Origin of the sequence: Vreelandella aquamarina (assembly GCF_900110265.1) — a bacterium.
Lineage (GTDB): Bacteria > Pseudomonadota > Gammaproteobacteria > Pseudomonadales > Halomonadaceae > Vreelandella > Vreelandella aquamarina.
The window spans coordinates 1-24,585 of record NZ_FODB01000041.1 but is presented as its reverse complement, the minus strand read 5'-3'; the positions used below and the strand labels follow the sequence as shown (position 1 = coordinate 24,585).

Below are 24,585 nucleotides of genomic sequence, written 5' to 3'. Positions count from 1 at the left end.
GCAAAAAAAACCCCACGGCTGTGGGGCAATCTCTCGATTAATGTAGCGCTTTGAAAAATAGTTGTATTAATTCGCCTCAGTCATAATGTTGCGCTCAGGCGCTACGAGCACCTGCTAAATCGGTGTCGCCATCTACCGTTTGCGGTTCGTCTTCATAGGCAATACGGAAACCGGTAAAACCGTAAAGAAGAGCAAACATCGGGCTGAGCAGTGCCAGAAAGGCATAGGGTGCATAGCTAAAGGCACTGACCCCAAGGGTGGCAAACATAAAGGCACCGCATGTATTCCATGGCACTAATGGCGAGGTCATGGTTCCTGCATCTTCTACCGTGCGTGATAAGTTTTTCAGTTTGAGTGCGCGCCGCTTGTACTCGCTAGCATACATACGGGCAGGCAGAATAATACTCAAATACTGATCGCACCCCACGACATTAGCGGTCATCGCTGTCGCCACCGTGGTAGCAATTAGGCTACCAGTGGTCTTAGCCAGTTTGAGAAGGCTTTCTACGATCGTGCGAAAGAACCCGGCCGACTCAAGAATCCCGCCAAAGCTCATCGCAATAATGATTAAGGAAACTGTCCACATCATGGCGCTAACACCGCCGTTCGTCAGTAGATCGTCCACCGTAACGTTGCCAGTATCTACCGCATAGCCTTCTACAAAAATAGTAAAGTTATCGCCCAGAGGGACCCCCTGAACCACAGTCGCACATACAATCCCCAACAACGAGCCAACGGAAAGTGCAGGAATGGCGGGTACTTTCTTGACCATCATCACGATAACTGCAGCAGGCACTAACAGCAGCCAGGGGCTGATAATAAACAGTTCATTGAGACTCTGCTGCAACTCAGCTACTTGTGTCGCACCATCACCGGAAGGCGTCATGTTGAGGCCAATAATGGTATAAAGCACCAGTGCCACCGCAAGCGCAGGCACTGTGGTGTAAAGCATATAGCGAATGTGTTCAAACAGATCAACGCCAACCACACCTGGTGCCATGTTGGTGGTTTCGGAAAGCGGAGAAATTTTGTCGCCAAAATAAACGCCAGAGATCACGGCTCCTGCGACCATTGCGGGGTTAAGGCCTAGCCCTTCACCGACGCCCATTAAAGCGATACCAATAGTACCCGCTGCTGTCCAGGCATTCCCGCCAGCCAACGATACTAAACAGCAGATTAAGCACGCCGCGACCAGAAAGTAATCTGGCGCCAGAATGCTTAAGCCGTAATAGATCATCGTGGGCACAATCCCACCAGCAATCCAGTAGCCAATAATGGTGCCGATAATGATCAGAATTACAATCGCCTGAGTCGTCAGGCCAATAGAGCGCATGATGCCCGCTTCAAGCTTTTTCCAGCGGCTTCCCGTCGCAATGGCCACAGCGGTCGCCACAATCGCACTTAAAAATAGCGGCAAGTGCGGATCCGTTTCGAAGTAGCCAATAAATACGCCCAATGACGCCGCCATAAATACAATGGGTATCATGGTCGCTTTCAAACTTGGCCGCGGTGTTTCCTGATCTTCCCTAGCAGTGGTGTCGGTCGACATAATGTCCTCACTCAGCATTTGCTTGTTGTTGGTGTTAATAGTGATGTAACCGCGTTAGAAACCGTTGTTCAGGTCTGCTGAGACCATCACAAAGATTGTTATGACGTTTCTGATACGGTATTCAGGCACAGGGGAGCCGTTACCAGACGCCACCGCTTGTACGGCAGCGCCTAGCGCTGTGGATAATTCAAATTAATACGTGGTGATGCTTTTAATTGCGGTTCGATCGTCGCGTACCGCGGTGTTTAAGGGCTAAGCGACATCCATACCGTCTTCACTTCACAGTATTTCTCCTGCGCGTGAAGCGATTTATCGCGTCCATTGCCCGACTGCTTAACACCACCGAAGGGAACGGTCTGATCGATACCGGCCCAGTTGTTCACGTATACCTGACCAGATTGCAGCCGCCGAGAGACCCGCATGATGCGGTCAATGTCTTGACTCCAAACTCCCGCAGCAAGGCCGTAATCACTGTCATTGGCCAGCGCAATCGCTTGCTCTTCACTGTCGAACCCAAACACACTTAGCACAGGACCAAATATTTCTTCGCGGCCAATGCGCATCTCGGGAGTCACATCATCGAAGACCGTAGGCGGCAGGAAATATCCATTGGAATCGCTAGGTTCGCCGCCTAGTTTCAGGGTGGCACCTTCGCTTTCGCCTTGACGAATATACTCCAGTACTCGTTGGTACTGCGCTTCATCAACCATGGCACCCATGAAGCTACCTGGATCAAGCGGGTCTCCAGGCTGCATATGCTCAGCAGCTTTCACTACGCGGGCCACAAAATCCTGGCGAATACTGTTTTCCACCAGCAGGCGCGAACCGGCAATACAGACTTCGCCTTGGTTGTGGAAAATAGCTTCCGCAGCGCTTTGGGCGACGGCATCAAGGTGCTGGCAGTCGGCAAAAACAATGTTGGGGCTTTTGCCACCGCACTCCAGAAACACGCGTTTCAGGTTGGATTGTCCCGCGTACTGCATCAGCTGTTTGCCCACGCCGGTGGAGCCGGTAAACGCCAGGCCATCAACCTGCATGGAAAGTGCCAGAGCTTTGCCCACCGTATGGCCGTAACCTGGCAGCACCTGAAAGACGCCATCGGGAATTCCCGCTTCCTTGGCAAGGTGTGCCAAGCGCAGCGCTGATAAAGGTGATTTTTCCGACGGTTTGAGAATGACGCTGTTGCCCGCAGCCAGTGCCGGAGCAATCTTCCAGGACGTCATCATCAGTGGAAAATTCCACGGCACAATGGCAGCGATAACGCCCATTGGCTCGCGTAGCACCAGTCCTAGCGCACGATCTCCAGTAGGTGCCACTTCGCCGTACAGCTTGTCGATACATTCCGCCTGATAGCGCAGGCAAGCCACTGTACCTGTCAAGTCACCTAGCGAACTGGAAATCGGCTTGCCCATGTCCAATGTGTCTAACAGCGCCAGTTCATCGCGATGTGTATCTACCAGCTCGGCTAGACGCAGTAGCACACGCTTACGCTTACTTGGGTGGCAACGTGACCAGACACCACTTTCAAAGGTGGCGCGGGCTGCTTGCGTCGCAAGTTCAGCATCTTGAACATTGCAGCTGGCAACCTCTGCAAGAACATGCCCGGTGGCAGGGTTGATGCTGGTCAGCGTGCTGCCATCGGCGGCAGCGACAAACTCACCATTAATGAAAGCGCGCGTTTCAAAGCTCAGTGATGCGGCTTTTGATTGCCAGTCGGCGAGGGTTTTCGGTGTATCTGCCGCCATTATGCACTCTCCATAGGGTGTGTTATCGCCAACTTTTCAGCGGTTTTATCCAAAGCCAAACGCGCCTTGCTGACTAATTCATCGATTTCATCGCGGGTGATAATTAGCGGCGGAGACATCACCATGGTGTCGCCCACTGAGCGCATCACCAGGCCGCTTTCAAAGCACAAGTCACGGCACAGATTGCCTGCGGAAAGAGACTTATCGAAACGTTCACCGGTGTGCTTATCGGCGACTATTTCTAGTGCACCAATCAAGCCTAACGAACGGGCTTCGCCCACCAGCGGATGCTCAGCTAGTTCCTGCCAACGCTTGGCCAGATAGGGCCCCAATTCATCGCGGACTTTCTCGACCACCCGCTCACTTTCCAGCAATTCGAGGTTTTTAAGCGCAACAGCCGCACACACAGGGTGGCCGGAGTAAGTAAAGCCGTGGAAGAACTCACCGCCGTCTTCGATCAGCGTATCGGCCATGCGATCTCCCACTAGCACCGCGCCAATGGGTAGATAGCCTGACGACAGGCCCTTGGCAATCGGCATCAGGTCAGGTTTTAACCCATAGTGAGTACTGCCAAACCACTCGCCTAAACGCCCAAAGCCGCAAATGACTTCATCGGCAATCAACAGAATGTCGTACTTGGCCAACACCTCTTTCACCGCAGGCCAATAGCTGTCCGGTGGAATAATCGCACCACCTGCGCCCTGCACCGGCTCAGCGATAAAAGCCGCCACTTTATCTTCACCCAACGCCAGAATTTGCTCCTCCAACGCTTGGGCACAATGCTTGCCAAAGGCTTCCTGGCTCATGTCGCGCCCTTCACCAAACCAGTAAGGCTGGCCAATATGGGTAATCCCCGGCACACATGGGCCACCTTGATCATGCATCGGCGCCATACCGCCAAGGCTCATGCCCGCAACAGTAGAGCCGTGATAGCCATTTTCACGCGAGATAACCCATTGCTTTTCCGGCTTGCCTTTAATCGCCCAATAGCGTCGCACCATACGCAGCACGGTATCGTTGGCTTCAGATCCGGAACTTGTGAAGAACACATGATTGATATGCTCGGGTGCCAGCTCACTCAGCTTAGCGGCCAGCTTCACTGCCGGAGGGTGGGTGGTTTTAAAGAAGTTGTTGTAATACGGCAGCTGCTGCATTTGCTCGGTGGCGGCATCAACCAACTCCTGACGCCCGTAACCAAGATTGACGCACCAAAGACCTGCCATACCATCAAGAATACGATTGCCCTGGCTGTCGTATATGTATACCCCTTCGGCGTGGGTGATGATGCGACTACCCTCTTCGCCAAGTGATTTAAAGTCAGTGAATGGATGAAGGTGATGCTGGCGATCCAACGCCTGGTAATCCTGAGTCTGCATAAGTCAGTTCCTGTTCAAATCGTTACAACAAGCGTTCAGCTAACAGCAAGCTGGGCAGCGCGCTGAGTACGATGCTGACGGCAGGCCGCCGCAAACCCCTGAAACAGAGCGTCATAGAAGGGATGTTCTTTAGGGCGCCACTCCGGATGCCACTGAACAGCCAGGGCAAACGCAGCAGCGTCGCGCACGGAAATCGCTTCAACCAATCCATCAGGCGCCCAGGCTTCTGCATCCAGCGCTGGTGCTAACTGATCAATCCCCTGCTGGTGAAGTGAATTCACCTCAGCATGCTCGCTGCTATATAGCGCCGCCAGGGCACCATCCGGGCGAATCTTTACCGTATGAGAGGGTGCATAATGGCCCGCCATATCGTCAGCGGGTGGCTCGCGATGATCGAGCATGCCGGGTAGCGTTTGAACTGCCTGATGAAGCGTGCCCCCAAGAGCGACATTCATTTCCTGAAAGCCGCGGCAAATGCCAAATAAGGGCAACGCCTGCCGTAACGCCTCGTGCACCCAGCAAAGCGCCACTTCGTCGCGCCGTGCGTCAGCACGAGTATTCTCTGGGGCGCGTTCAGCACCATAGCGGTCAGGAGCAACGTTGGTATAACTGCCAGTTAGCATCAAGCCATCCAGGCTGCCCAACAGAGCGATGGCCTGTTCAGCACGCTGCTCCGGCATCAACATATCGGCGGCTAACACAGGAAGAATCACCGGCGTGATGCCGTAGTGGTAAAGCGCCTGCAGGAACTTATCAGTCACAATCTGCGCGGGATGGCCTTCCACTTCTCGGCAGCAGGCGATGACGCCCACCAATGGGCGTGGGGAATGCGTTGCTTGCATAGTCAAACCACTTTGTCGGTTGTTATGTTTTATTTAACAGTCATTTCAACATAGCGTGGCTTGTTTTATTTTCCAATAGCAAAATAGAATTTTTATAGAAAAACACCGTAAATTACTGATAAAAAAGAGATTAAAAAAATAACTAGTTGACCCTAAAAAATAATACCACTATTTTTGTTACTAAATATTTGACACAAGCGGCTACCGACGCAAGGATACTGTTAGCAGAAACACAACTAAAACGGCATAAAAATAAGGTACAACGTATGTCCTCTGCCAATAACACAGACGCTCAAAACGTAGCCTCGGACTTTCTCGACAGTCACCCAGAGATCACCAGCATTGACCTGTTAATCAGTGATCTTAACGGCGTCATTCGCGGTAAACGCATCCCTAGCGATAACCTTGGCAAAGTGTTTGAAAAAGGCATCTATTTGCCTGCTTCGGTATTTGCGTTGGACATCAATGGCAACACCGTTGAAGAGACTGGCCTAGGGCTTTCCAGCGGCGACGGCGACCGCGTATGTCGCGCCATTCCCGGCACGCTCAATCCAGTCACCTGGATGAATAACAGCCAGTATGGCCAGCTATTGATGACCATGGAGGAGATGGACGGCTCACCATTTTTTGCCGATCCACGCCAGATTCTACGGCGCATTCTTGAGCAGCTCTCCGGCCGCGGCTTAACTCCCGTCGTCGCCCTTGAGTTAGAGTTTTATCTGGTTGACCGTTTACGCGACGAAGAAAATTTGATTCAGCCACCGCAATCTCCTTGCAGCGGCGAGCGTGCCACTCAAAGCCAGCTGTATTCGGTGTTGGAATTAGACGAGTACGCTGAATTTATCAATGACTTACAGAGCGCCGCCCAGGCACAAGGCTTGCCGCTGGATACGGTATTAAAAGAGTGTGCACCCGGCCAGTTTGAAGCCAACCTGATTCACACAGATGATGCGCTAAGCGCCTGCGACCATTCAGTACTGCTCAAGCGACTGATCAAGGGCGTTGCATTAAAGCACGGCTTTGAAGCTACCTTTATGGCCAAGCCTTATGGTTTAGAAGCCGGTAGCGGCACCCATGTTCATGTCAGCTTGGTAGATAACAACGGACATAATATCTTTGCAGAAAACGGCGACAACCCGCTGGAGAGTACCGCACTGCAACACGCTGTAGGAGGACTGCTGGAACTGATGCCAGACTCCATGGCACTGCTGGCTCCCAACCTCAATTCGTTCCGCCGTTTTCAGGAAGGACTCTATGTGCCCATGGCACCTACCTGGGGATACGACAACCGCTCTGTGGCCATACGCATCCCCGCCGGGCCAAAAGAAGCGCGGCGCATAGAGCACCGTGTAGCGGGTGCCGATGTTAATCCCTACCTGTTACTGGCCACCGTTCTGGCCTCTATCCACCATGGCCTAACTCAGCAGATTGCACCTGCGGAGCCAATCGTCGGCAACGCCTATGACCAAATCGCACCTCAGTTGACTAACAGCTGGACCCAAGCGCTGCACCTTTTGAGCAACAACCGTGTACTTGGCGAACAACTTGGCGAAGACTTTATTGAAGTGTTCATTGCCAACCGCCAAGCAGAGCGCGCCGAAACCATGCGCGAAGTTAGCGCCATGGAATATGACTGGTACTTGCGACACGTGTAAGTTGATAAACCATCAATAGAATAGAGAGAGGCGCTGCGCGACGTCTCTCTCTTATTACTTCTGCCTGTCTTATGCTGCGCCCCCATCATTCTATTAGATTTTTATTCCGTGTTATCAGTGAATATCTGTGGCAAATAAAAACGGGCTGACGAACATATTCGCCAGCCCACTTCCAAGCAATCATCAAACTAATCAGCGCTAAACAGCCAACCGGTCACGCATGGCGTAAAACCACGCTCCCATCGCGGAAAGCGGAACACGTAACAACCGTCCGCCGGGCATTGGCAGATGGGAAATCTGCGCAAAAGCTTCAAAACGTGCTTCTTCACCACTGATCGTTTCTGCCACTAACTTGCCAGCCAAATGAGAACACGTCACCCCGTGGCCAGAATACCCCTGGGCGTAGTAAACGTTGCTATTAATGCGGCCGAACTGCGGCAGGCGGTTGAGTGTCAGCAAAAAGTTTCCGCTCCAGGCGTAATCGACGCGGATATCACCAAGGTCTGGAAAGGTAGACAGCATTTTCGGCCGAATAGCTGCCTCAATACTGCTTGACTCTTGCCCACCATAGTTCACCCCGCCGCCATACAGCAAACGGTTATCAGCGGTCAAGCGATAGTAATCTAATAGATAATTACAATCCTCTACCGCTTTATCGTTAGGCAGTAGCTGCGCTGCTAACGCAGCAGACAGCGGCTCAGTAGTAATGATCTGGGTGCCACATGGCATTGCTTTGCTTTCCAGCTTGGGTAGCAACCCTTGCAAATAAGCATTGCCAGCCATAACAACCCGCTGAGCGGTCACGCGTCCCTTGGGCGTATGCAGCGCCACCGGTTCACCGTGCTCCACGCGGATAACGGGGGAGTGCTCAAAAATCTTGCCACCCAACGACTCCAAAGCCGCCGCCTGCCCCAGCACTAAATTGAGAGGGTGAAGATGCCCACCAGAGTGATCTACCAATGCTCCCACATAACGATCGCTGCCTATTTCTCGCTTGACCTCTTGACCTTCCAGCAGCTCAAGCTCCTGATGGCCGTAGCGCTCCCATAAGGCTTTTTGCTCTTTTAGGCCTTCCCACTGCTTTTTATTGCAAGCGGCAAACAGATTGCCTTCTTTTAGGTCGCAGTTGATCTGATACTTTTCAATGCGCTGACGGATAATCTGATTACCCTCAAAGGCCATAGCCCCCAGTGCCCGTGCGGTTTCAGCACCGTTTTGTTTCTCGATAACATCCATATCACGGCTATAGCTATTAACGATCTGCCCACCGTTGCGTCCGGACGCACCAAAGCCAATCGCCACGCTTTCCAGCACCACCACACGGTGGCCACGCTCCGCCAAATGCAGTGCTGCAGAGATACCCGTAAACCCAGCCCCGACGACGCAGACATCACACTCAACATCCCCCTCCAACATGGGCCTTTGAGACGTGGAGTTTGACGATGCCGCGTAGTAAGACGCCACATGACCAGAAGACGCTTGAGGTTGCATTTGCCACCTTCCTTTTGTTGATTATTTTAACCAATCTGATCATATAGACCGACGTACAAATGCGCAAGCAACAGTAATCAATGGGGTTGCAGAGGCGAACAACACCTTTTCGCACAAAATAAATGTTATTAAAAAAGCAACACTCGAATATGCAACACATGACCATTCCACTGGAAATAAACATCACACACTTTTATTCAGCGCACGAATAGAAGGCACGTTTTTGTGCCAACCGGCTACGTCATCATATTACCGAGTACGATTGAGGCGCAGCTCACACTGATTACTAGCGTTGGTAATGGCAGCGGCGTAACGCTAACAGCTGCCTATACTGACCTTACCTAACGCTGGAGGTCGCCATGGATTACCACCACTACCGCGAAGCCCTTGCCGAGACACTCGCCCAAAGTGAGCTGCCTTTTGCTTCCGATGAGTATCAAGCGCGCCTAGACAAGGTGCGCCACGCTATGGCCCAGCGTGGGCTGGATGCGCTGCTGCTCACCGACCCCGCCGATATTAACTACCTAACTGGCTATCACACCTTTGAGGTGTCGGTGCATGCTTGCTTGGTGTGTACCCAAGAGAGACTCGTTCTCCAGGTCGCCTCTATTGAAACAGGGGCAGCAGTGGTGACTGCCCGTGTGGATGAAATCATCGGTTACCGATGGGAAAATCTGGATGAAATCATCACGCCGTTGACCGACCTATTAATCCCTTGCGAGCACATTGGCATCGATGGCTGGAGCAGCGGGCTGCGGGTCGGCGTGATGAACGCATTAACCGACGCGGTAGGTAAAGAGCGATTCGGTGAAGCAGGTGACCTGCTCGATACGATTCGCATTGTGAAAAGTAGCGCCGAACTTGAAATGCTAAGTGAGAGTGCGCGTATTACCGCTGCGGGGTTAGAAGCAGCAATGGCCGTTATTCGTCCAGGAGTGACTGACAACGACATTGCGGCGGCGGGTGCAAAGGCACTGCTAGAGAACGGCAGCGAATTTATGAGCCTGCAGCCTATCGTGACCAGCGGGCACCGCATTGGGGTGATTCACGTTAACCATAAGCGCCGCGTTATTCAGGCCAACGAGCCGGTCTTTTTAGAGTTCGGTGCGGCATACCAGCGCTATACCGCACCCATGATGCGCACCGCCGTGACAGGAAAACCTAACGCGCAACTAACCGCAACCCGCGACCTGTGCCGCTCGCTGTTCGAGTCGCTGTGCAGCCATATGAAACCGGGCAACACCTTTGATGATGCCGCGAAGGCGGCAGATGCACTGCTGGCTCCAACCCGCGACCAGCTGTTTTTCTCCGGGGTGTTTGGCTACGCCGTAGGGGCGCAGTTTCCGCCTAGTTGGGTAGAGGGCACGGGGTACATCGCTAAAGGCCAAACGCGCACATTTGAAACCAACATGGTGTTTCATTTACCGCTCTGCCTGCGGGTACCCGGCCAGTGGGGCGTTGGCTTAAGCGATACCGTGGTGGTCACCGAGCAGGGTGCTAAGCCGCTCACCAACAACGATTGGCAGCTTTATCAGGCCCGTGATAATGGCCCTTGATAATCGTTCGAGACAATAGCCTGAGATTGACACCGCGATTGAGGGAGGCTATCTTCACCATAAATGCAAATGAGAAACACTCTCTTTTTAGCCAACACCTTGGTAGATAAAGAGCCGTTGAGGTAAAGGGACGTCACATGACCAGTGAACAGCGCCAGCTTCGTCAAACCCTGCTGTTTTTACGCACATCGTTTGAAGCCATTCAGCACTCGATTGCCGGACGGCTGGAAGACCCGCTGCCCTGCTGGCTAGACACCAGCATGCTCTCGATGCTTTCCCGAGAGCTGACCCGCTGCTGCCAGCAGGCCAAGCCGCTGTTCGCGCCTGCGGTTGTAGAGCAGCTCTTTATCGCCTCCCAACAGTGCGACCTGCTGCTCAAACAGTGCCCCGGCGTACTCAGCAGTTCCGTTTGCCACCGCCAGCTCAGCGCGATCATGCTGCCGCTCACCAGCGCCATCGGACAGATTGATACACCTGTTAAACGTCGCTGGCCTTGGCAGCGGCACTAGTGTTTTTCTAAATCCCGTTCAGTACCCAGAGGATTGGGGCGGTTTAGAGATCAGTATCGTTAAAGGCCTTGCTTGACCCTTCTATTTATCATGATAAATTCAGTGTAAGACGCCAACGAGCGTCCACGCTGAGACACATCACAAGCAAGGGTATCCTCATGGCTGAACAACAAAACGCGGCAGCCTCTGGCTCGCCTAAAAAATGGTATCAGGCGGTTCCCGACCCCATGGTGCTCATCTTTCTCATCCTGGTCGCGACGTATTTTCTAACCTTTATTATCCCTGCGGGTGAATTTGAAAGAGTGACTCAAGATGGCCGCACGGTCGTCGTACCAGGCTCATTTGCCTACCTGGAAGATGTCGCCAATATTCCTCTGTTCAATATTTTCGTGGCGATTCCTGAAGGCCTTATTGCCGCCTCGCAATACCTGTTTATCGTCTTTATCGCCGGGGGGCTGTTTCACATTCTGCAAAAGACCGGCGCGCTGGAAAACGCGATAGGCGTGGCGGTTAACCGCGTTGGCGTTGCCCGACGCAATATGATCATCGTCGTTGGCACCTTTATCTACGGCTTTTTTGGCGTGGCGGTTGGGTTTGAAAACAATATCGCGCTGGTGCCAATTGCAGTGCTCATCGCTAGTGCCATCGGCTGTTCGAGTTTGGTGGGCACCGCCATGGCCGTCGGCGGCATCGGGATCGGCTTTGCTCTTTCGCCTATCAACCCTTACACCGTGGGCGTTGCCCAGGGTATCGCCGAGCTGCCGACCTTCTCCGGCGCCTGGCTGCGCACGCTGCTGGTACTTTCATCACTGGCCTTGCTCTCGGTGTATATCTGCAAGCGCGTCGTCAAAATGGAGTTTGAAGAGCCCGACAACGCCGAGTCATTGAGTAAGCCATTAAGTGAATATCGCCTGACCAAGCGCAATATTCTGACCATGGTGGTATTTGTAGGCGGGCTAATCGCCATGTTGATCGGTGTCTTTACCCGCGGCTGGTACATCAACGAGATCGCAGGCACCTTTCTACTGCTGGCGATCGTCATTGGTGCTTTGAACGGCCTGTCGGCAAACGGCATCGTCAAACAGATGATGGAGGGTGCTGCCAGCGTCACCGCCGGTGCGCTGGTGATTGGGGTGGCGGCCTCTATTCAGGTCATCCTTGAACAGGCCGTCATTATCGACACCATCGTCAATTCTCTGAGCGCGCTGATTGACGGTATACCGTCGATATTCTCTGCCATCATGGCCAGTGTGGTGCAGGATATCATCAACCTGTTCATTCCCTCTGGCTCCGGCCAGGCATTGGTGACCATGCCGATTCTTATTCCCGTGGCAGACCTTGTCGGCATGAGTCGCCAACTCATGATCACAGCGTTCCAGGTGGGCGACGGTTTGACCAACCTGATTGTACCAACCTCAGGCGGTACGCTGGCCATGCTGGCACTTGGTCGCGTCTCCTATGCCCAGTGGCTCAAGGCCATTCTGCCCTTTATGGTGCTGGTCTATGTCTTGTCCTGGATTGGGCTGGTGATTGGTCACTTGGTGGGCTATTAAGCCCGCATTAACACCATGACGCTTTCACTGGTTCACTGCCACCCGGCCACAGGCACTGTCGCCACCATCACTGCCACCGGTGGAGTGGCGGTAGGCGGCTATGTGCATCATTGCTGGCGCGGCATTGGCGCGTGCGTCACCCAAGGGCGATTTACCAACCCCTGGTACCCGGCTCGTGTGTGTGACGCACTGCGCGATGGCGCCACCGCTAAGCAGGCCCTTGACGTAGCAGTCAGCCAAGATAGCGACGCCGCGCTACGCCAATGCTTGGTGATGGATGCCCATGGCCGCTCATCGGTACATTCCGGAAGCGAGAACATCGCTGAAGTGGAGGCCGTTTGCTTTCCCGGCGTCGCTGCGGTCGGCAACATGCTGCAAAGCCGCGATGTCGTGAAGGTTTTGGCCGAGCGGTTTCTAAGCGTTAGCACCACCAACAGCGGCGCTGCCATTAAACGAAGCGAAGCGCCCCGCTACCCAAACCATCACGACCAGCACTTGCTGGCGAACCTCATTGACGCTCTCGATGCCGCGCTGGATACGGGTGGCGATAAGCGTGGCACCCGCTCGGCTGCACTGCGTATCGAGTCGTTCCAGCAAGCTCCCATTGATTTACGCGTTGACTGGTCGGAAGACGTTGTAGCAGCCCTAAGGCTGCTAGCTGGCCAGTTCATGCGCGACGATTTCCAAGCCTTTTGGCGCCAGCTGCCGCTACGCTAGACGCGCTTCCACGCTGCTGGGTTGTTGGCCACCATCGCCTAACGGAGAGTTTATGACCAAAGCCGCTGTGAATGCTCCATTTGCCCAAAATGAATTGGGGCAAGTATTAATCAAGCGCCTTGATGAAGCTGCTCGCTGCTCGGCTCCCGGCGCCGGTGTTACCCGACTGTTTTGCTCTCAGGAGCACAGAGATGTACTGCCACTCATCAGCGGCTGGATGGAGCAAGCCGGACTTGCACCACAACTGGACGCTGCTGGAAACCTCGTGGGGCGCTGCCCCAAGGCACGGGCAGGAGAAAAAACCCTCATCATGGGATCTCATCAGGATTCGGTGATCGAAGGAGGCAAGTACGACGGGATGCTGGGCGTTGCGCTGCCCATTCTGGCACTGGAAGCGCTTCAGCGCGAAGGGGTGACACTCCCCTTTGGCATCGAGGTGGTCGCGTTTGGTGACGAAGAGGGAGTGAGATTTCCTACCACATTGGTTGGCAGTAAAGCGCTAGCGGGTAACGTAACGCCCGATCAGCTTGCCGTTCGGGATGAACAGGGCGTGTCGCTTGAAGAGGCCTTGACCGCCTTCGGCTGCCAGCCAAGTGAAATCCCCGCAATCGCCCGCGACCCTGCCAACACGCTGGGGTTTTTAGAGGTCCATATCGAACAGGGGCCTATTCTTGAGCAACGGCATCATGCGGTAGGTGTTGTCACGGCGCTAACGGGCATTGAACGCCACCGCGTTACGCTAAGCGGCAAGGCCGGACACGCAGGTACCACACCGATGCCCATGCGACATGATGCCCTCGTTGGCGCGGCAGAGATGGTTTTGGCCGTCGATAGCGTGCTGCAGAGCACCGATCAACTGGTCGGCGTGGTGGGCAAGCTAGATGTCCACCCAAATGCCGTCAATGTCATTCCTGCCGAGGTCACTTTCACTGTTGAGCTACGCTCACCTAAGCGCAATATCCGGCAACGAGGTCGCGACGCTGTCTACGCCGCCATGGAAGAAGTGGCGACTCGCCGAGGGCTATTGCTAGAGATGGAAAGCACGTACAGCGCCGATGCCGTTGCGTGTGCCGATTGGATAATGGCCGCCCTAGAAAAGGCCTGTGCCGATGTTGGCCAGCCTGCCGAGCGACTGTTCAGTGGTGCTGGGCACGATGGCTTGGCCATGCAGGCATTAACGGATATCGGAATGCTGTTTGTGCGCTGCAAGGATGGGTTAAGCCACCATCCCGACGAAGCGATTACCGCCGAAGATGGTGAAGCGGCAACGAGGGTGGTCATGGCGTTTTTACAACAGCTGGGAACACCATAGCTCATTGACCGCGTTTACTTCAGTGGCTCAGGTAAAAAGCCTCGGCGTACCTGGGCCTCCTGCTGATTCATTACCCGCTGGGCATCCAGCATATGCTCCCGCATGATGCTATAAGCGCTTTCCGCATCCCCTAGCTCGATCGCATCCAGTATTTGCGCATGATAGCGACATCCCACCTGGCCAAAGTCATAGGTGGCTGGCTCATACAGTCGATGATATATCGTCAGATCCGAGAGCACTTGAATCGTGAAACGAATGATAAAGGTCAGCAACTGATTGCCGCCTGCCAACTCAGCAAGCATCAAGTGAAAATGTAGCGAATCGAGGTGTTGCTGGCGCTCCGTCTCGCTATCGTTTGCCGGACCGGAATAGCTATGCAGACTCTCACGCAAGCGCGCCAGCTCTGCTGGGCTCACTTTCCCCGCCAATGAAGCCGCCAGTTCCGGTTCTAACGCTAGGCGTATCTGATAAATATCTTTGATCGAAATATCTTTGAAAAATAGATAATTACTTAGCAAAGACACCGCTTTTGCATCGCTCATCGCACGTACAAAGGCACCGCCGCCAGGCCCCGTACGGGTTTCCACCAGGCCCTGCGCCTCCAGTACGCGCGTACTCTCGCGCACTGTGCCTTTCGACACCTGCAATGTGTCCATTAACTCCGACTCGCTCGGCAGCCGGTCTCCTGGCTTTAACTGCCGATCCACAATCCAGCACTTGATGGTTTCCGCCACCTGATAAGGACGGCGCTGCGATGCGTTTTTTAACATGCTGTCGAGAATTTCCTGACAAATAAGCAGCAAGGGTACCAGAGAGGCTTATGGTTTGGGCGTTTCCATCATAGCGACACTACTCTGCAATAGTGTTGTAAGTATCTAGCTGGCACTAACTAGTAAACTGGTCTATTGTTGGGCGTACTATTTTACCAAAGCATCCAAAAGGAGCTTATTTGATGGCTTTCGAAACACTATTTACCCCCACCACGCTCGGTAGCCTGACGGTTCCTAACCGTATCATCATGGCACCACTGACCCGTTCGCGCACGCCAGATAGCGTGCCGGGCAAGATGCAGGAAGCTTATTACGGCCAGCGTGCCGGTGCGGGCCTGATCATTAGCGAAGCCACCAACATTTCTCCCACTGCCCGTGGTTATGTGTACACGCCCGGCATTTGGACCGATGAGCAAGAAACAGGCTGGAAAGGCGTCGTGAATGCGGTTCACGCCAAGGGTGGTCGTATTGCTCTTCAGCTGTGGCACGTGGGCCGTGTTTCCCATGAAATGGTGCAGCCCAACGGCCAGCAGCCGGTAGCTCCCAGCGCGTTGAAAGGTGAAGGCGCTCAGTGCTTTGTTGAATTTGAAGACGGCACCGCTGGACAGCACCCCACCAGCACGCCGCGTGCGCTGGAAACCGACGAGATTCCTGGCATCGTGGATGATTACCGCCAAGCGGCCATCCGTGCCAAGCGCGCCGGGTTCGATATGGTCGAAGTCCACGCTGCCAACGCTTACCTGTTGAACCAGTTCCTGGCCACCGGCACCAACCAGCGTACCGACCAATACGGTGGCTCGCTGGAAAACCGTGCCCGCTTCCCGCTGGAAGTGGTCGATGCGGTCGTGGAAGTGTTTGGTGCTGAGCGTGTCGGCATCCGTATGACGCCGTTCATCGAGCTGTTCGGCTTGACCGACGACGAACCGGAAGCGATGGCGTTCTACATGGCGGAGCAGCTCTCCAAGCGTGGCCTGGCTTACCTGCACCTGAACGAGCCGAACTGGGCGGGCGGCGATATCACTTTTCCCGATGGTTTCCGCGAGCAGATGCGCGAGCGCTTCAGCGGCAGCCTGATCTACTGCGGCAACTACGACGCCGAGCGTGCCGAAGCGCGCATCAAGGAAAACACCGCCGATGCCGTGGCCTTTGGCCGCCCCTACATCGCCAACCCCGATTTGCCGGAACGCTTCCGTGTGAACGCCCCGCTCACCGAGCCGAACCATGAAACCTTCTATGGCGGCGATGAGAAGGGCTACACCGATTATCCTTTCCTGAATAACGGTTACGACCGTATCGGCTAAACGTTTCAGGCCAACACGTGTTCAGGGTTTCCCCACTTGGGGGAACCCTTAAGCATGAAAAGCATCACTCAGGTGGTGCTTTTTTTATGCCTTGAACGCGTGAAACACTGTTAATCTGTTGATTCTATCGTTTTAACGCGATATCCCTACTGCTGGATAGGTCGCTCATATTCGGCTCTTTGCTGGCGCTGCTCGTCTCGCTACTGCTGGTGGGAGCCGCCGCCGTGACGGGACACGCTTTCGCCCCCGACGGCTGGCGGGTCTACATGACCGAAGATGCGCCTCTGCGCGGTGCCAGCCTGGCCGTCTATGGCGCTCAATGCTTCCATCTGGCGGTTGAATAGCGCCTAGGCGTTAACGGACAACAGGGATTCACTCCATGGATATGACATCTCTTTCCGTACTGCTGGCTTTCGCCTCCTTGTTACTGGGCGTGGTGGCCGCGTTGATCTTCATCTACGTCGTCATGCCCAAGCGGCGGCGTGCCAGGGAAAAGGCCGTAGAGCCCACCCCCGCCGTGGCCAAGGACACCACGCCCCCGCCCGCTGAAGAGCCGCCGCCGCCGTCAACCAAACGAACCGGCAAGGTAAAACAGCATTCGCTATTCGTCATCTTCAATCAGCCGGATGCCTCGACCGATGCCCGACTGACCGAGTGGCTGAGGGAAAAAGGCGCCCATTACGATGCCATCAAGAAAGTCTTTCTGATCGACGGCCAGCAGCCCTCCAACCCCGTCACCGTGGCGAACGCCTTTCCGCCGGGGGAGATGCCCGACCTGCTGAGGGGCGAAACCCACGAGCCGATCCGTGGGGTTAGCCTGCTGGTAAAACCGCCGCTGCATAAACGTCGCAATCAGCAGATGCACGTGTATGTAGAGCTCGCCAAAGAGATGAACGAGACCTTCAGCGGTAAAATGCTGGATGCTGACAGGGAACCTGCCAGCGAATCCACCTATGCTCAGATTATCGGCTAACTCATACCACGCCTTGGCTACGCAGGTAGTCGTCGTAGCTGCCGCTGAAGTCGACGATGCCCTCCGGCTGCATGTCGATAATGCGGGTGGCGAGGCTGGAGACAAACTCCCGGTCGTGGCTAACGAACAGCAGCGTGCCAGGATAGTTCTCCAGCGCCAGGTTGAGCGCTTCGATGGATTCCATGTCCAGGTGGTTGGTGGGCTCGTCCATCAGCAGCACGTTGGGATTGGTGAGCGTTAACTTACCGAACAGCATCCGCCCTTGCTCGCCCCCAGAGATCACCTTCACCGACTTGTTGATGTCGTCGCTGGAGAACAGCATGCGGCCCAACGCGCCGCGTACCACCTGTTCGCCGCCTTTGGTCCACTGGCCCATCCACTCAAACAGCGTGGCGTCATTAGCAAAGTCATCGGCGTGGTCCTGGGCGAATACGCCAAGCTCGGCGGCATCGGTCCACTTCACTTCGCCAGCATCGGGGCGCAGGTCACCGGCCAGGGTTTTCAGCAGGGTGGTTTTACCAATGCCGTTGGGGCCGATAATGGCAATCCGCTCGCCCGCTTCCACGGTCATGGAAAAACGCTTGAACAGCGGTTCGCCGTCGTAGCCTTTGGTAATCGCATCGACGTTTACCGCGTTGCGGTGAATCTTCTTGTTCTGGTCGAAACGAATGAACGGACTGACGCGGCTGGAGGGCTTGATGTCTTCCAGCTTGATCTTGTCGATCTGCCGCGCCCGGGAGGTGGCCTGCTTGGCCTTGGAAGCGTTCGCCGAGAAGCGGCTGACGAACTGCTGAAGCTCGGCAATTTGCGCTTTTTTCTTGGCGTTGTCGGCATGCTGACGCTCACGCGCAGCGGTGGCCGCCGTCATGTAGTCGTCGTAGTTACCGGGGAACAGGGTGATCTCGCCGTAATCCAGGTCGGCCATGTGGGTGCAGACGCTGTTCAGAAAGTGGCGGTCGTGGGAAATGATCACCATGGTGCTGCTGCGCGCTTTCAGAATATCTTCCAGCCAGCGGATGGTGTTGATGTCCAGGTGGTTGGTAGGTTCGTCCAGCAGCAGTACGTCCGGGTCGGAGAACAGTGCCTGGGCCAGCAGCACGCGCAGTTTCCAGCCGGGAGCGACTTCGCTCATGGGGCCGGTGTGCTGTTCGATGGGAATACCCAGGCCAAGCAGCAGCTCGCCCGCGCGGGACTCGGCGGTGTAGCCATCCAGCTCAGCAAAGCGAACTTCTAAATCCGCTACGGCCATGCCGTCTTCTTCACTCATCTCAGGTAGCGAGTAGATGCGCTCGCGCTCGGCGGCCACTTTCCATAGCTCGGCGTTGCCCATGATGACGGTGTCGATCACCCGCTCGTTCTCATAGGCAAACTGGTCCTGACGCAGCTTGCCCAGCCGCGTACTGCTGTCCAGCATCACCTGACCTGAAGAGGGCTCCAGCTCGCCGCCGAGGATTTTCATGAAGGTGGACTTACCGCAGCCGTTGGCGCCAATCAAACCGTAGCGATGGCCGTTATTGAACTTGACGGAAACATTTTCGAACAGGGGCTTGGCCCCAAACTGCATGGTGATGTTGGCGGTGGCGATCAAGATAGAGACCCTGGTTGGCGACATAGCCCTGATGGAGGAGCGACATGCGTGCAAAAGCACGCGATTCTACGCGCCTTTGGGCGGCGTTACATCTCCCCGGCGCGTTTCCGGTCATCAGGCGTTTGGCGGCTGGGCGGGCATTTCCAGTAGAAAGCGTTCGCCATCAAGTGCTTGGCGAAGTCGCGTGGCCAGGATATCGACAATCGCAGGATGCTCGCCCACCAGCGCCGTCGGCCGCACCCGCAGGCCTGGGTGGCGCTGTTCGGCGGCGGCGCAAATCTCGGCAATGTCGCCACCTTCCCCGGCATGGCGACCAGGCGAGAGAAACAGCATGGCCAGCACCACGTGGCCGCTGCTGAATTCGGGAGTATCCAGCAGGCGCTCCAATAGCGGCTCGTTAAAGCGGTACTCGTCGCCGTCACGTCGCTCCATAGAGGCCGCCGCCACGCAGCGCACGTCATCGGCCAGAAGCGCGCTGAGCTGCCCCGCCAAGCGGTTGCGTACGGCAGTGACTTCCGGCAGCGGGCTGCCGTGGTCTACCAGTGTCACCCTGGCCGCCTGCCGATCGGGCAACTGCGCGCGCACGTGATCGGCCAGCAGAGCGGCCAGGCGCAGGTCGTTATTCCCCAGCTCATCCACCAGCGGCTGCGCAACCCGCACCGACACGTTAAGGAAGCGTGCCTGCAACGCGGCCATTCGCTCCGGCAAATACCCCGTTAGCGCTTTACTGGGGCCGAAGAAAAACGGCAGCACGATAATCTCGGTGGCGCCTGCCTCGGCGCTGCGTTCGGCGGCGGGGCCTAACGTAATGGCGGGAATGCCGTCGACCTCTTCAGCGGGGATTTTATTGGAGTGCAACAGCGAGGCCGCCTGAACAGTCTCCCCTAGCGTCTCGCTCAACGCTGCCGCCACGCGGCGCAGGCTGTGGGTTGCCTGAGGCCGCAGAGAGCCGTTATCGACCAGAAAAATAGCGCGCATCGCGTTCATCCTTTTCAATCGGAGCGTTAATGAGCCGCCAGTACGTCTGCCGCCGCCACGGGAATGGCCGCGTGGCGACACAGGTCGAGTACATAGCGGTCGCGGGCGTAGAGGCCGTCGCTGCTCAGTGAGAGGTAGCCTCGACGGTCGTCGTGATGCACATCCACGCCCGCGTCATAGAGCACCACGTCTGGCTGGTAAATCAATCGTATAACCCGGATGATGAACCACCGTTAACGCCATGCGCGTGCAGCCACTTTGGTCACAAATGTAGATCGCTTATGTTGCTTGATACCACGACGTTAAACCAGCAAAGAAACTTCTTCGACGGCCATGCGGATATCTGGCTTTTTGGCTACGGTTCGCTGATCTGGAAAGCCGATTTTGACTATTTAGAGCGCCGGCCTGCAGCGATTACCGGCTGGGCGCGGCGCTTCTGGCAGGGCTCCCACGACCACCGCGGCACGCCGGACGCGCCGGGGCGAGTGGCGACGCTGATTCGTGCCGAAGGTGCGGTGTGTCACGGCATGGCCTACCGCATCACCCCAGAGGTGCTCGCACCGTTGGATGTGCGGGAGAAAAACGGCTACCTGCGGGAAAAAGTCACGCTGACGTTTTTGGATGAAACGGGTAACCCTGACGCCGACCAAGCGCCTAGCGAGGGGCTGATTTATCTGGCCAGCGAAGACAACCCGGCGTTTTTAGGCGATGCCCCGCTGGCCGATATCGCTCAGCAAATAGCCCAGGCCCATGGCCCCAGCGGCCCCAACAGCGCTTACTTGCTGAACCTAGCCCAAGCGCTGCGCGAGTTGGGCACCGAAGATGCGCATATTTTTGCCCTGGAAGCGCAGCTACAGCGCTACCAGTAGCGCGGATAGCGGCGGTGGCGCGCCAGGTTATTGACCAGAATCGCCACCACCAGCATGACGATGCAGCCTGCGCCAATGGGGATCAGCGGATACCACCAGCCCAACTGATGCACGCTGGCACCGCCTGCCACGGCAATCAGCGCAGCGGCAGCCCCTGGCGGGTGAACGGTATGGGTAAGCTGCATGACCAAAATGGAGAGCGACACCGCCAACGCCATGGAAAGCGGCGTGGCCCCCAACAGTTGGTAGCAGCCCACGCCCACACAGGCAGAGAGCACGCTGCCAAACAGCACATGGCTGGGCTGGGCAAAAGGGCTTTCCGGGGCGGCGTAAATCAGCACCGAGGTTGCTCCGAACGAGCCCACGATCAACAGCTGCTGGGAGAGCCACTCGGCACTTAGCCAGCAAATCAGCGCCATGCCAGTAAAGGCACCCAGCCACGACCAGCAGGCATCTCGCCAGCCTACCCGGGGGCGCGGCGTTCGTTCTCCGCGCATCTTGCCAAGATACGTTTTCATCGCACTCGCCTTTGCACAAAAAGAGTGCAAATGATGACAAAATGCACCAAAGAAGCAAATGACAATGCGTCATATGCTCATGAAACTCGCTCAAGGACGACCAGCATGCCACTACCGACTCCCTCGCTCACCATTGCTCCTTCCAGCCTATTGCTAGCGGTAGTGGCTGCCGTGGGCATGGCCACTATCGGCGTGATCTCGCGCATCACCGGGCTGAATGCAGAGAGCATTACCTTCTACCGGCTGGGGCTGGGGGCGCTGTTTTTGCTCGGCTATTTACTGCTGACAAAACGCCATGCAGGGCTCACTACACTGCCAGGGCGGCAGGTGGTGATTAGCGGTAGTTTGCTGGCGGCGTTCATCCTGTTTTACGTGCAGGCGATGAACTACACCCAAATGGCCAACGCCATTTTGATGGTGTATCTCGCGCCGATTGTGGCGGCTATCGCGGCCCATGCGCTATTTAACGAACGGCTTGCAGCGGCGCAAGTTTCGCTCATTGGTTTGGCGCTGTTTGGGTTCGCGATGATGCAGGAGTTTCGGCTCAACCTGGACGATCAGCAGGACGTGATTGGCATGGGTTTTGGCTTAGCGGCCATGCTAGCTTACAGCGGTTTTATCCTGACAAACCGCCGATTGCCGCGCCACTTGGATGACCGCACCTGCGCCTTCTGGCAGTTGGCGGTCGGGGCGCTGGTGATCTTGCCGTTTGCGCTATGGCAGCCAGCAGGGCTAACCGCCAGCGCATGGCAAGTACCGTGGTTGTTAGCTGCAGGCCTTGTGCCCGGTTTTTTGGCGCTGCTGTGTGCGGTGATGGCGATTAACCGCCTGCCCACCGCGCTATACGGCACGCTGGCTTACTGTGAGCCGGTGGCGGTGGTGATTTTTGGCTGGAGCCTGTTTGGCGAAGCGCTTTCGCCTTTGCAGTTAAGCGGCTGTGGGCTAGTGATCGCCTGCGGCGTTGCGCAAGCGTGGGTCGGTGGTCGGGGCGCTACATCATCAGCCACGACAGGATAAACAGCCCAATCAGCGTGCGGAAAATGCCGCCAATGATGGAGCCACGCAGAAACGCACGCAGCCCGCCCCATAGCACCAGCAGGCCAATCAGCAGTATGGCTAGGCTTAAAAACGAGTCATTAATCCCCAGCGAACGCGTCAGCCCGCCGATAAAGTCGTCGAAGGCACCGAAAAAGTTGGTGAAGATACCCAGCAAGAACTCGACCACGATGCGGATCGCATCGCCAATCGCCTCGCCAATGCCCTCAAAAAATCCGTTTGCCTGCATGCGCTTTTTCCATTGCTCGAAGGGATTCGCTATTGTCAGCGAAAACGCGGTGGCTGGCAAAGCAGCTGCTGCTCATGTTTCCACCTTTCGCCTATTCCCTTTTTAACACCGTCGCGTTACAACGTCAGTATGCCATCGCGGGAGAGACTGGTGCCTGCCACCAGCGCCGAAGGAGCAACGACCCCGGAAACTCTCAGGCCAACGGACCGCAACGGCTAACGTTTTTACCATTACGTTCCGAAGAGTGGTTGATGACTGCGTCACTCAGCCCACCGAAGGAGCAAGCGCCACCTCATCGGCGTGAATCTCTCAGGTTCCATGACGGAAGGGGTACGCCTAGCAAACATGTTTGCCGGGGGGTATCGCCCGACGCTCATACAATCTGTGGAGAGACTCATGCAACGCATTGCCATCATTGGCGGTGGGATCACTGGCATCACCAGTGCCTACGCCCTCGTAAAGCGCGGTTTCGACGTCACCGTCTTCGAAAAGCATCGCTACGCCGCCATGGAAACCTCGTTTGCCAACGGCGGGCAGCTGTCTGCCTCCAACGCAGAGGTGTGGAACCACTGGCCCACGGTCATCAAGGGCCTGCGCTGGATGCTCAAGAACGACGCCCCGCTGCTGGTGAACCCGCGCCCGAGCTGGCACAAGCTGAGCTGGTTTGCCGAGTTCATCGCTTCCATTCCCCGCTATGCCGACAACACCACCGAAACAACGCGCCTCGCCATTGCGGCTCGGGAACATCTGTTTCAGTGGGCGCGAGACGAGCAGATCGATTTTGACGTGAAACAGAAAGGCATTCTGCATATCTACCGCGATAAAGTGGGCTACGAGCATGCCGCTAAGGTCTCACAGCTTCTGCACCAAGGCGGGCTTGAGCGCCGTGCCGTGACCCCGGAGGAAATGCGCGCCATCGAACCCACGCTGGCGGGTAGCTATTACGGAGGTTTCTTTACCGAAAGTGACGCCACGGGGGATATTCACAAGTACACCAATGGGCTGGCGAAAGCCGCTGCGAAACGCGGCGTGCGCCTGAACTACGGCCATCAGGTGACCGACCTGGGCGCCGATGAGAACAGCGCCTGGGTCAGCGCTTCAATCGACGGGGAAGAAATACGCCAAAGCTTCGACAGCGTGGTGGTGTGCGCCGGGGTCGGCAGCCGGGCGGTGGCCGCAAAGCTGGGTGACCGCGTTAACATCTACCCGGTCAAAGGCTACTCCATCACCGTACAGCTGGACGACGAAGCCTCACAGCAGGCCGCACCGACGGTGAGCTTGCTGGATGACGAAACCAAACTGGTGACCAGCCGCCTGGGCAACGACCGCTTCCGCGTGGCCGGTACCGCTGAGTTTAACGGCGCGAACCGCGATATTCGTAACGACCGCATTCAGCCGCTGGTGCGCTGGGTAGAGCAGTGCTTCCCCGGCGTGAGTACCCAGCGAGTGGTGCCTTGGGCGGGCCTGCGCCCAATGCTGCCGAATATGCTGCCCAAAGTCGGCCCCGGCAAATTGCCGACGGTGTTCTACAACACGGGCCACGGCCACCTGGGCTGGACGCTCTCCGCCATCACCGCCGAAATGCTCGCGGATGCGGTGGATCACTCCACCACCGCCTCTTTCGCCGCCACCCGCTAGATGAATCATCGGGTAGGGGCCGGGGTCACCCCCGGCGCCCTCCCACACCACCGGGCATACGGTTCCGTACCACGGCGGTTCATGAAGAACGACTAAGCCATCTTACCGTATCGAGTACCGAGATCAGACCCAGACGGTCGAACCACTTCCGTGGCAGGGCCTGATTCATGTGCGACGCTCCGGCGTTCCACCAAGGGCCTCGACCATTTCCCGCTGACTTCCAGGCACGTTGCTCGTCCAGACCCAGTGCCAGGAGTTTCCGGCGCCGGGTTTGTGGGCGCTTCCATTGCCGCCAGATCACGCAACGTAGTCGGCGTCGCATCCATTGATCCAGCGCTTCCAACGGGCGCTTCACGTCGA

The 24,585-nt window shown here is 56.2% G+C and carries 23 protein-coding genes and 2 riboswitches; of the genes, 11 read left to right on the top strand and 12 right to left on the bottom strand.

All coding sequences use genetic code 11. The features are described from left to right. Positions 1 to 94: 94 nt before the first annotated feature. The 4 genes from nhaC to BMY49_RS11870 form a co-directional block, all read right to left on the bottom strand. Entirely contained in the window at positions 95 to 1,549 is a 1,455-nt protein-coding gene (gene nhaC / locus BMY49_RS11885) for a Na+/H+ antiporter NhaC (protein WP_089675667.1), read from the bottom strand. Between the two features lie 245 nt (positions 1,550 to 1,794). Next, positions 1,795 to 3,294: an aldehyde dehydrogenase gene (locus BMY49_RS11880; RefSeq protein WP_089675666.1), complete on the bottom strand. Its 1,500-nt coding sequence runs from the start codon at positions 3,292 to 3,294 to the stop codon at positions 1,795 to 1,797. Next, on the bottom strand, positions 3,294 to 4,670 hold the full coding sequence (locus BMY49_RS11875) for an aspartate aminotransferase family protein (RefSeq protein ID WP_089675665.1): 1,377 nt from the start codon (positions 4,668 to 4,670) through the stop codon (positions 3,294 to 3,296). Before BMY49_RS11875 ends, BMY49_RS11880 begins: the two co-directional genes overlap by 1 nt. Positions 4,671 to 4,705: 35 nt before the next feature. Continuing rightward, on the bottom strand, positions 4,706 to 5,512 hold the full coding sequence (locus BMY49_RS11870) for a gamma-glutamyl-gamma-aminobutyrate hydrolase family protein (protein ID WP_089675664.1): 807 nt from the start codon (positions 5,510 to 5,512) through the stop codon (positions 4,706 to 4,708). Positions 5,513 to 5,778: 266 nt separating this feature from the next. On the opposite strand from BMY49_RS11870, the gene BMY49_RS11865 reads away from it, so the two are divergent. Next, positions 5,779 to 7,167: a glutamine synthetase family protein gene (locus tag BMY49_RS11865; RefSeq protein WP_089675663.1), complete on the top strand. Its 1,389-nt coding sequence runs from the start codon at positions 5,779 to 5,781 to the stop codon at positions 7,165 to 7,167. Between the two features lie 198 nt (positions 7,168 to 7,365). Here BMY49_RS11865 and BMY49_RS11860 read toward each other — a convergent pair whose 3' ends face one another. After that, positions 7,366 to 8,658: an NAD(P)/FAD-dependent oxidoreductase gene (locus BMY49_RS11860; protein WP_089675662.1), complete on the bottom strand. Its 1,293-nt coding sequence runs from the start codon at positions 8,656 to 8,658 to the stop codon at positions 7,366 to 7,368. Between the two features lie 359 nt (positions 8,659 to 9,017). On the opposite strand from BMY49_RS11860, the gene BMY49_RS11855 reads away from it, so the two are divergent. From BMY49_RS11855 to BMY49_RS11835, 5 genes are all read left to right on the top strand, one after another. Next, a complete protein-coding gene (locus BMY49_RS11855; protein ID WP_089675661.1) occupies positions 9,018 to 10,214 on the top strand; it encodes a M24 family metallopeptidase in 1,197 nt (398 codons plus the stop codon). A 137-nt stretch (positions 10,215 to 10,351) separates the two neighbouring features. After that, positions 10,352 to 10,723 (top strand): hypothetical protein, encoded by a 372-nt coding sequence (locus BMY49_RS11850; RefSeq protein ID WP_089675660.1) that lies wholly within the window; start codon positions 10,352 to 10,354, stop codon positions 10,721 to 10,723. Between the two features lie 158 nt (positions 10,724 to 10,881). After that, entirely contained in the window at positions 10,882 to 12,276 is a 1,395-nt protein-coding gene (locus BMY49_RS11845; protein WP_089675659.1) for a YfcC family protein, read from the top strand. Between the two features lie 15 nt (positions 12,277 to 12,291). Further along, on the top strand, positions 12,292 to 12,993 hold the full coding sequence (locus BMY49_RS11840) for a DUF1028 domain-containing protein (protein WP_074211425.1): 702 nt from the start codon (positions 12,292 to 12,294) through the stop codon (positions 12,991 to 12,993). Positions 12,994 to 13,045: 52 nt separating this feature from the next. Then, positions 13,046 to 14,305 carry an allantoate amidohydrolase gene (locus BMY49_RS11835; protein WP_089675658.1) on the top strand — a complete coding sequence of 420 codons (1,260 nt, stop codon included), beginning with the start codon at positions 13,046 to 13,048 and terminating at the stop codon, positions 14,303 to 14,305. A 14-nt stretch (positions 14,306 to 14,319) separates the two neighbouring features. Here the strand turns inward: BMY49_RS11835 and BMY49_RS11830 are convergent, their stop codons facing one another. Beyond that, a complete protein-coding gene (locus BMY49_RS11830) occupies positions 14,320 to 15,075 on the bottom strand; it encodes a FadR/GntR family transcriptional regulator (protein WP_074211423.1) in 756 nt (251 codons plus the stop codon). 182 nt (positions 15,076 to 15,257) lie between these two features. On the opposite strand from BMY49_RS11830, the gene BMY49_RS11825 reads away from it, so the two are divergent. Then, entirely contained in the window at positions 15,258 to 16,376 is a 1,119-nt protein-coding gene (locus tag BMY49_RS11825) for an alkene reductase (RefSeq protein ID WP_089675657.1), read from the top strand. Between the two features lie 379 nt (positions 16,377 to 16,755). Then, the gene (locus tag BMY49_RS11815) at positions 16,756 to 17,349 is read left to right on the top strand and encodes a cell division protein ZipA C-terminal FtsZ-binding domain-containing protein (protein WP_089675656.1); all 594 of its coding nucleotides are present in this window, start codon (positions 16,756 to 16,758) and stop codon (positions 17,347 to 17,349) included. Position 17,350: 1 nt separating this feature from the next. Here BMY49_RS11815 and BMY49_RS11810 read toward each other — a convergent pair whose 3' ends face one another. The 3 genes from BMY49_RS11810 to BMY49_RS11800 all read right to left on the bottom strand — a co-directional run bounded on the left by BMY49_RS11810 (position 17,351) and on the right by BMY49_RS11800 (position 20,121). After that, on the bottom strand, positions 17,351 to 18,937 hold the full coding sequence (locus BMY49_RS11810) for an ABC-F family ATPase (RefSeq protein WP_054641724.1): 1,587 nt from the start codon (positions 18,935 to 18,937) through the stop codon (positions 17,351 to 17,353). Positions 18,938 to 19,051: 114 nt separating this feature from the next. Next, positions 19,052 to 19,915 (bottom strand): sirohydrochlorin chelatase, encoded by an 864-nt coding sequence (locus tag BMY49_RS11805; protein ID WP_054641725.1) that lies wholly within the window; start codon positions 19,913 to 19,915, stop codon positions 19,052 to 19,054. Between the two features lie 26 nt (positions 19,916 to 19,941). Further along, the gene (locus BMY49_RS11800) at positions 19,942 to 20,121 is read right to left on the bottom strand and encodes a hypothetical protein (protein WP_054641726.1); all 180 of its coding nucleotides are present in this window, start codon (positions 20,119 to 20,121) and stop codon (positions 19,942 to 19,944) included. Between the two features lie 75 nt (positions 20,122 to 20,196). Between BMY49_RS11800 and BMY49_RS11795 the strand changes: the two genes are divergently transcribed. Continuing rightward, positions 20,197 to 20,784 (top strand): gamma-glutamylcyclotransferase, encoded by a 588-nt coding sequence (locus BMY49_RS11795; RefSeq protein ID WP_058578243.1) that lies wholly within the window; start codon positions 20,197 to 20,199, stop codon positions 20,782 to 20,784. Here the strand turns inward: BMY49_RS11795 and BMY49_RS11790 are convergent. Continuing rightward, positions 20,775 to 21,302: an HPP family protein gene (locus BMY49_RS11790; RefSeq protein ID WP_054645337.1), complete on the bottom strand. Its 528-nt coding sequence runs from the start codon at positions 21,300 to 21,302 to the stop codon at positions 20,775 to 20,777. The genes BMY49_RS11795 and BMY49_RS11790 overlap by 10 nt on opposite strands. Before the next feature lie 105 nt (positions 21,303 to 21,407). On the opposite strand from BMY49_RS11790, the gene BMY49_RS11785 reads away from it, so the two are divergent. Then, positions 21,408 to 22,319 (top strand): DMT family transporter, encoded by a 912-nt coding sequence (locus BMY49_RS11785; RefSeq protein ID WP_054641728.1) that lies wholly within the window; start codon positions 21,408 to 21,410, stop codon positions 22,317 to 22,319. On the opposite strand, the gene BMY49_RS11780 is transcribed toward BMY49_RS11785, so the two are convergent. Beyond that, positions 22,294 to 22,587 carry a hypothetical protein gene (locus tag BMY49_RS11780; protein WP_016915216.1) on the bottom strand — a complete coding sequence of 98 codons (294 nt, stop codon included), beginning with the start codon at positions 22,585 to 22,587 and terminating at the stop codon, positions 22,294 to 22,296. The genes BMY49_RS11785 and BMY49_RS11780 overlap by 26 nt on opposite strands. 128 nt (positions 22,588 to 22,715) lie before the next feature. Next, positions 22,716 to 22,806, top strand: a riboswitch (glycine riboswitch). An 8-nt stretch (positions 22,807 to 22,814) separates the two neighbouring features. After that, a riboswitch (glycine riboswitch) is annotated at positions 22,815 to 22,922 on the top strand. Positions 22,923 to 22,983: 61 nt separating this feature from the next. On the opposite strand from BMY49_RS11780, the gene BMY49_RS11775 reads away from it, so the two are divergent. Continuing rightward, positions 22,984 to 24,225 carry a D-amino acid dehydrogenase gene (locus BMY49_RS11775; protein WP_089675655.1) on the top strand — a complete coding sequence of 414 codons (1,242 nt, stop codon included), beginning with the start codon at positions 22,984 to 22,986 and terminating at the stop codon, positions 24,223 to 24,225. Between the two features lie 79 nt (positions 24,226 to 24,304). Here BMY49_RS11775 and BMY49_RS11770 read toward each other — a convergent pair whose 3' ends face one another. Next, positions 24,305 to 24,580 carry a group II intron maturase-specific domain-containing protein gene (locus tag BMY49_RS11770; RefSeq protein ID WP_276325969.1) on the bottom strand — a complete coding sequence of 92 codons (276 nt, stop codon included), beginning with the start codon at positions 24,578 to 24,580 and terminating at the stop codon, positions 24,305 to 24,307. Positions 24,581 to 24,585: the final 5 nt, after the last annotated feature.

Coding starts and splice junctions, on each gene's coding strand:
- nhaC (WP_089675667.1), bottom strand. CDS start 1,549: ATGTCGACCGACACCACTGCTAGGGAAGATCAGGAAACACCGCGGCCA.
- BMY49_RS11880 (WP_089675666.1), bottom strand. CDS start 3,294: ATGGCGGCAGATACACCGAAAACCCTCGCCGACTGGCAATCAAAAGCC.
- BMY49_RS11875 (WP_089675665.1), bottom strand. CDS start 4,670: ATGCAGACTCAGGATTACCAGGCGTTGGATCGCCAGCATCACCTTCAT.
- BMY49_RS11870 (WP_089675664.1), bottom strand. CDS start 5,512: ATGCAAGCAACGCATTCCCCACGCCCATTGGTGGGCGTCATCGCCTGC.
- BMY49_RS11865 (WP_089675663.1), top strand. CDS start 5,779: ATGTCCTCTGCCAATAACACAGACGCTCAAAACGTAGCCTCGGACTTT.
- BMY49_RS11860 (WP_089675662.1), bottom strand. CDS start 8,658: ATGCAACCTCAAGCGTCTTCTGGTCATGTGGCGTCTTACTACGCGGCA.
- BMY49_RS11855 (WP_089675661.1), top strand. CDS start 9,018: ATGGATTACCACCACTACCGCGAAGCCCTTGCCGAGACACTCGCCCAA.
- BMY49_RS11850 (WP_089675660.1), top strand. CDS start 10,352: ATGACCAGTGAACAGCGCCAGCTTCGTCAAACCCTGCTGTTTTTACGC.
- BMY49_RS11845 (WP_089675659.1), top strand. CDS start 10,882: ATGGCTGAACAACAAAACGCGGCAGCCTCTGGCTCGCCTAAAAAATGG.
- BMY49_RS11840 (WP_074211425.1), top strand. CDS start 12,292: ATGACGCTTTCACTGGTTCACTGCCACCCGGCCACAGGCACTGTCGCC.
- BMY49_RS11835 (WP_089675658.1), top strand. CDS start 13,046: ATGACCAAAGCCGCTGTGAATGCTCCATTTGCCCAAAATGAATTGGGG.
- BMY49_RS11830 (WP_074211423.1), bottom strand. CDS start 15,075: ATGTTAAAAAACGCATCGCAGCGCCGTCCTTATCAGGTGGCGGAAACC.
- BMY49_RS11825 (WP_089675657.1), top strand. CDS start 15,258: ATGGCTTTCGAAACACTATTTACCCCCACCACGCTCGGTAGCCTGACG.
- BMY49_RS11815 (WP_089675656.1), top strand. CDS start 16,756: ATGGATATGACATCTCTTTCCGTACTGCTGGCTTTCGCCTCCTTGTTA.
- BMY49_RS11805 (WP_054641725.1), bottom strand. CDS start 19,915: ATGCGCGCTATTTTTCTGGTCGATAACGGCTCTCTGCGGCCTCAGGCA.
- BMY49_RS11795 (WP_058578243.1), top strand. CDS start 20,197: ATGTTGCTTGATACCACGACGTTAAACCAGCAAAGAAACTTCTTCGAC.
- BMY49_RS11790 (WP_054645337.1), bottom strand. CDS start 21,302: ATGAAAACGTATCTTGGCAAGATGCGCGGAGAACGAACGCCGCGCCCC.
- BMY49_RS11785 (WP_054641728.1), top strand. CDS start 21,408: ATGCCACTACCGACTCCCTCGCTCACCATTGCTCCTTCCAGCCTATTG.
- BMY49_RS11780 (WP_016915216.1), bottom strand. CDS start 22,587: ATGCAGGCAAACGGATTTTTTGAGGGCATTGGCGAGGCGATTGGCGAT.
- BMY49_RS11775 (WP_089675655.1), top strand. CDS start 22,984: ATGCAACGCATTGCCATCATTGGCGGTGGGATCACTGGCATCACCAGT.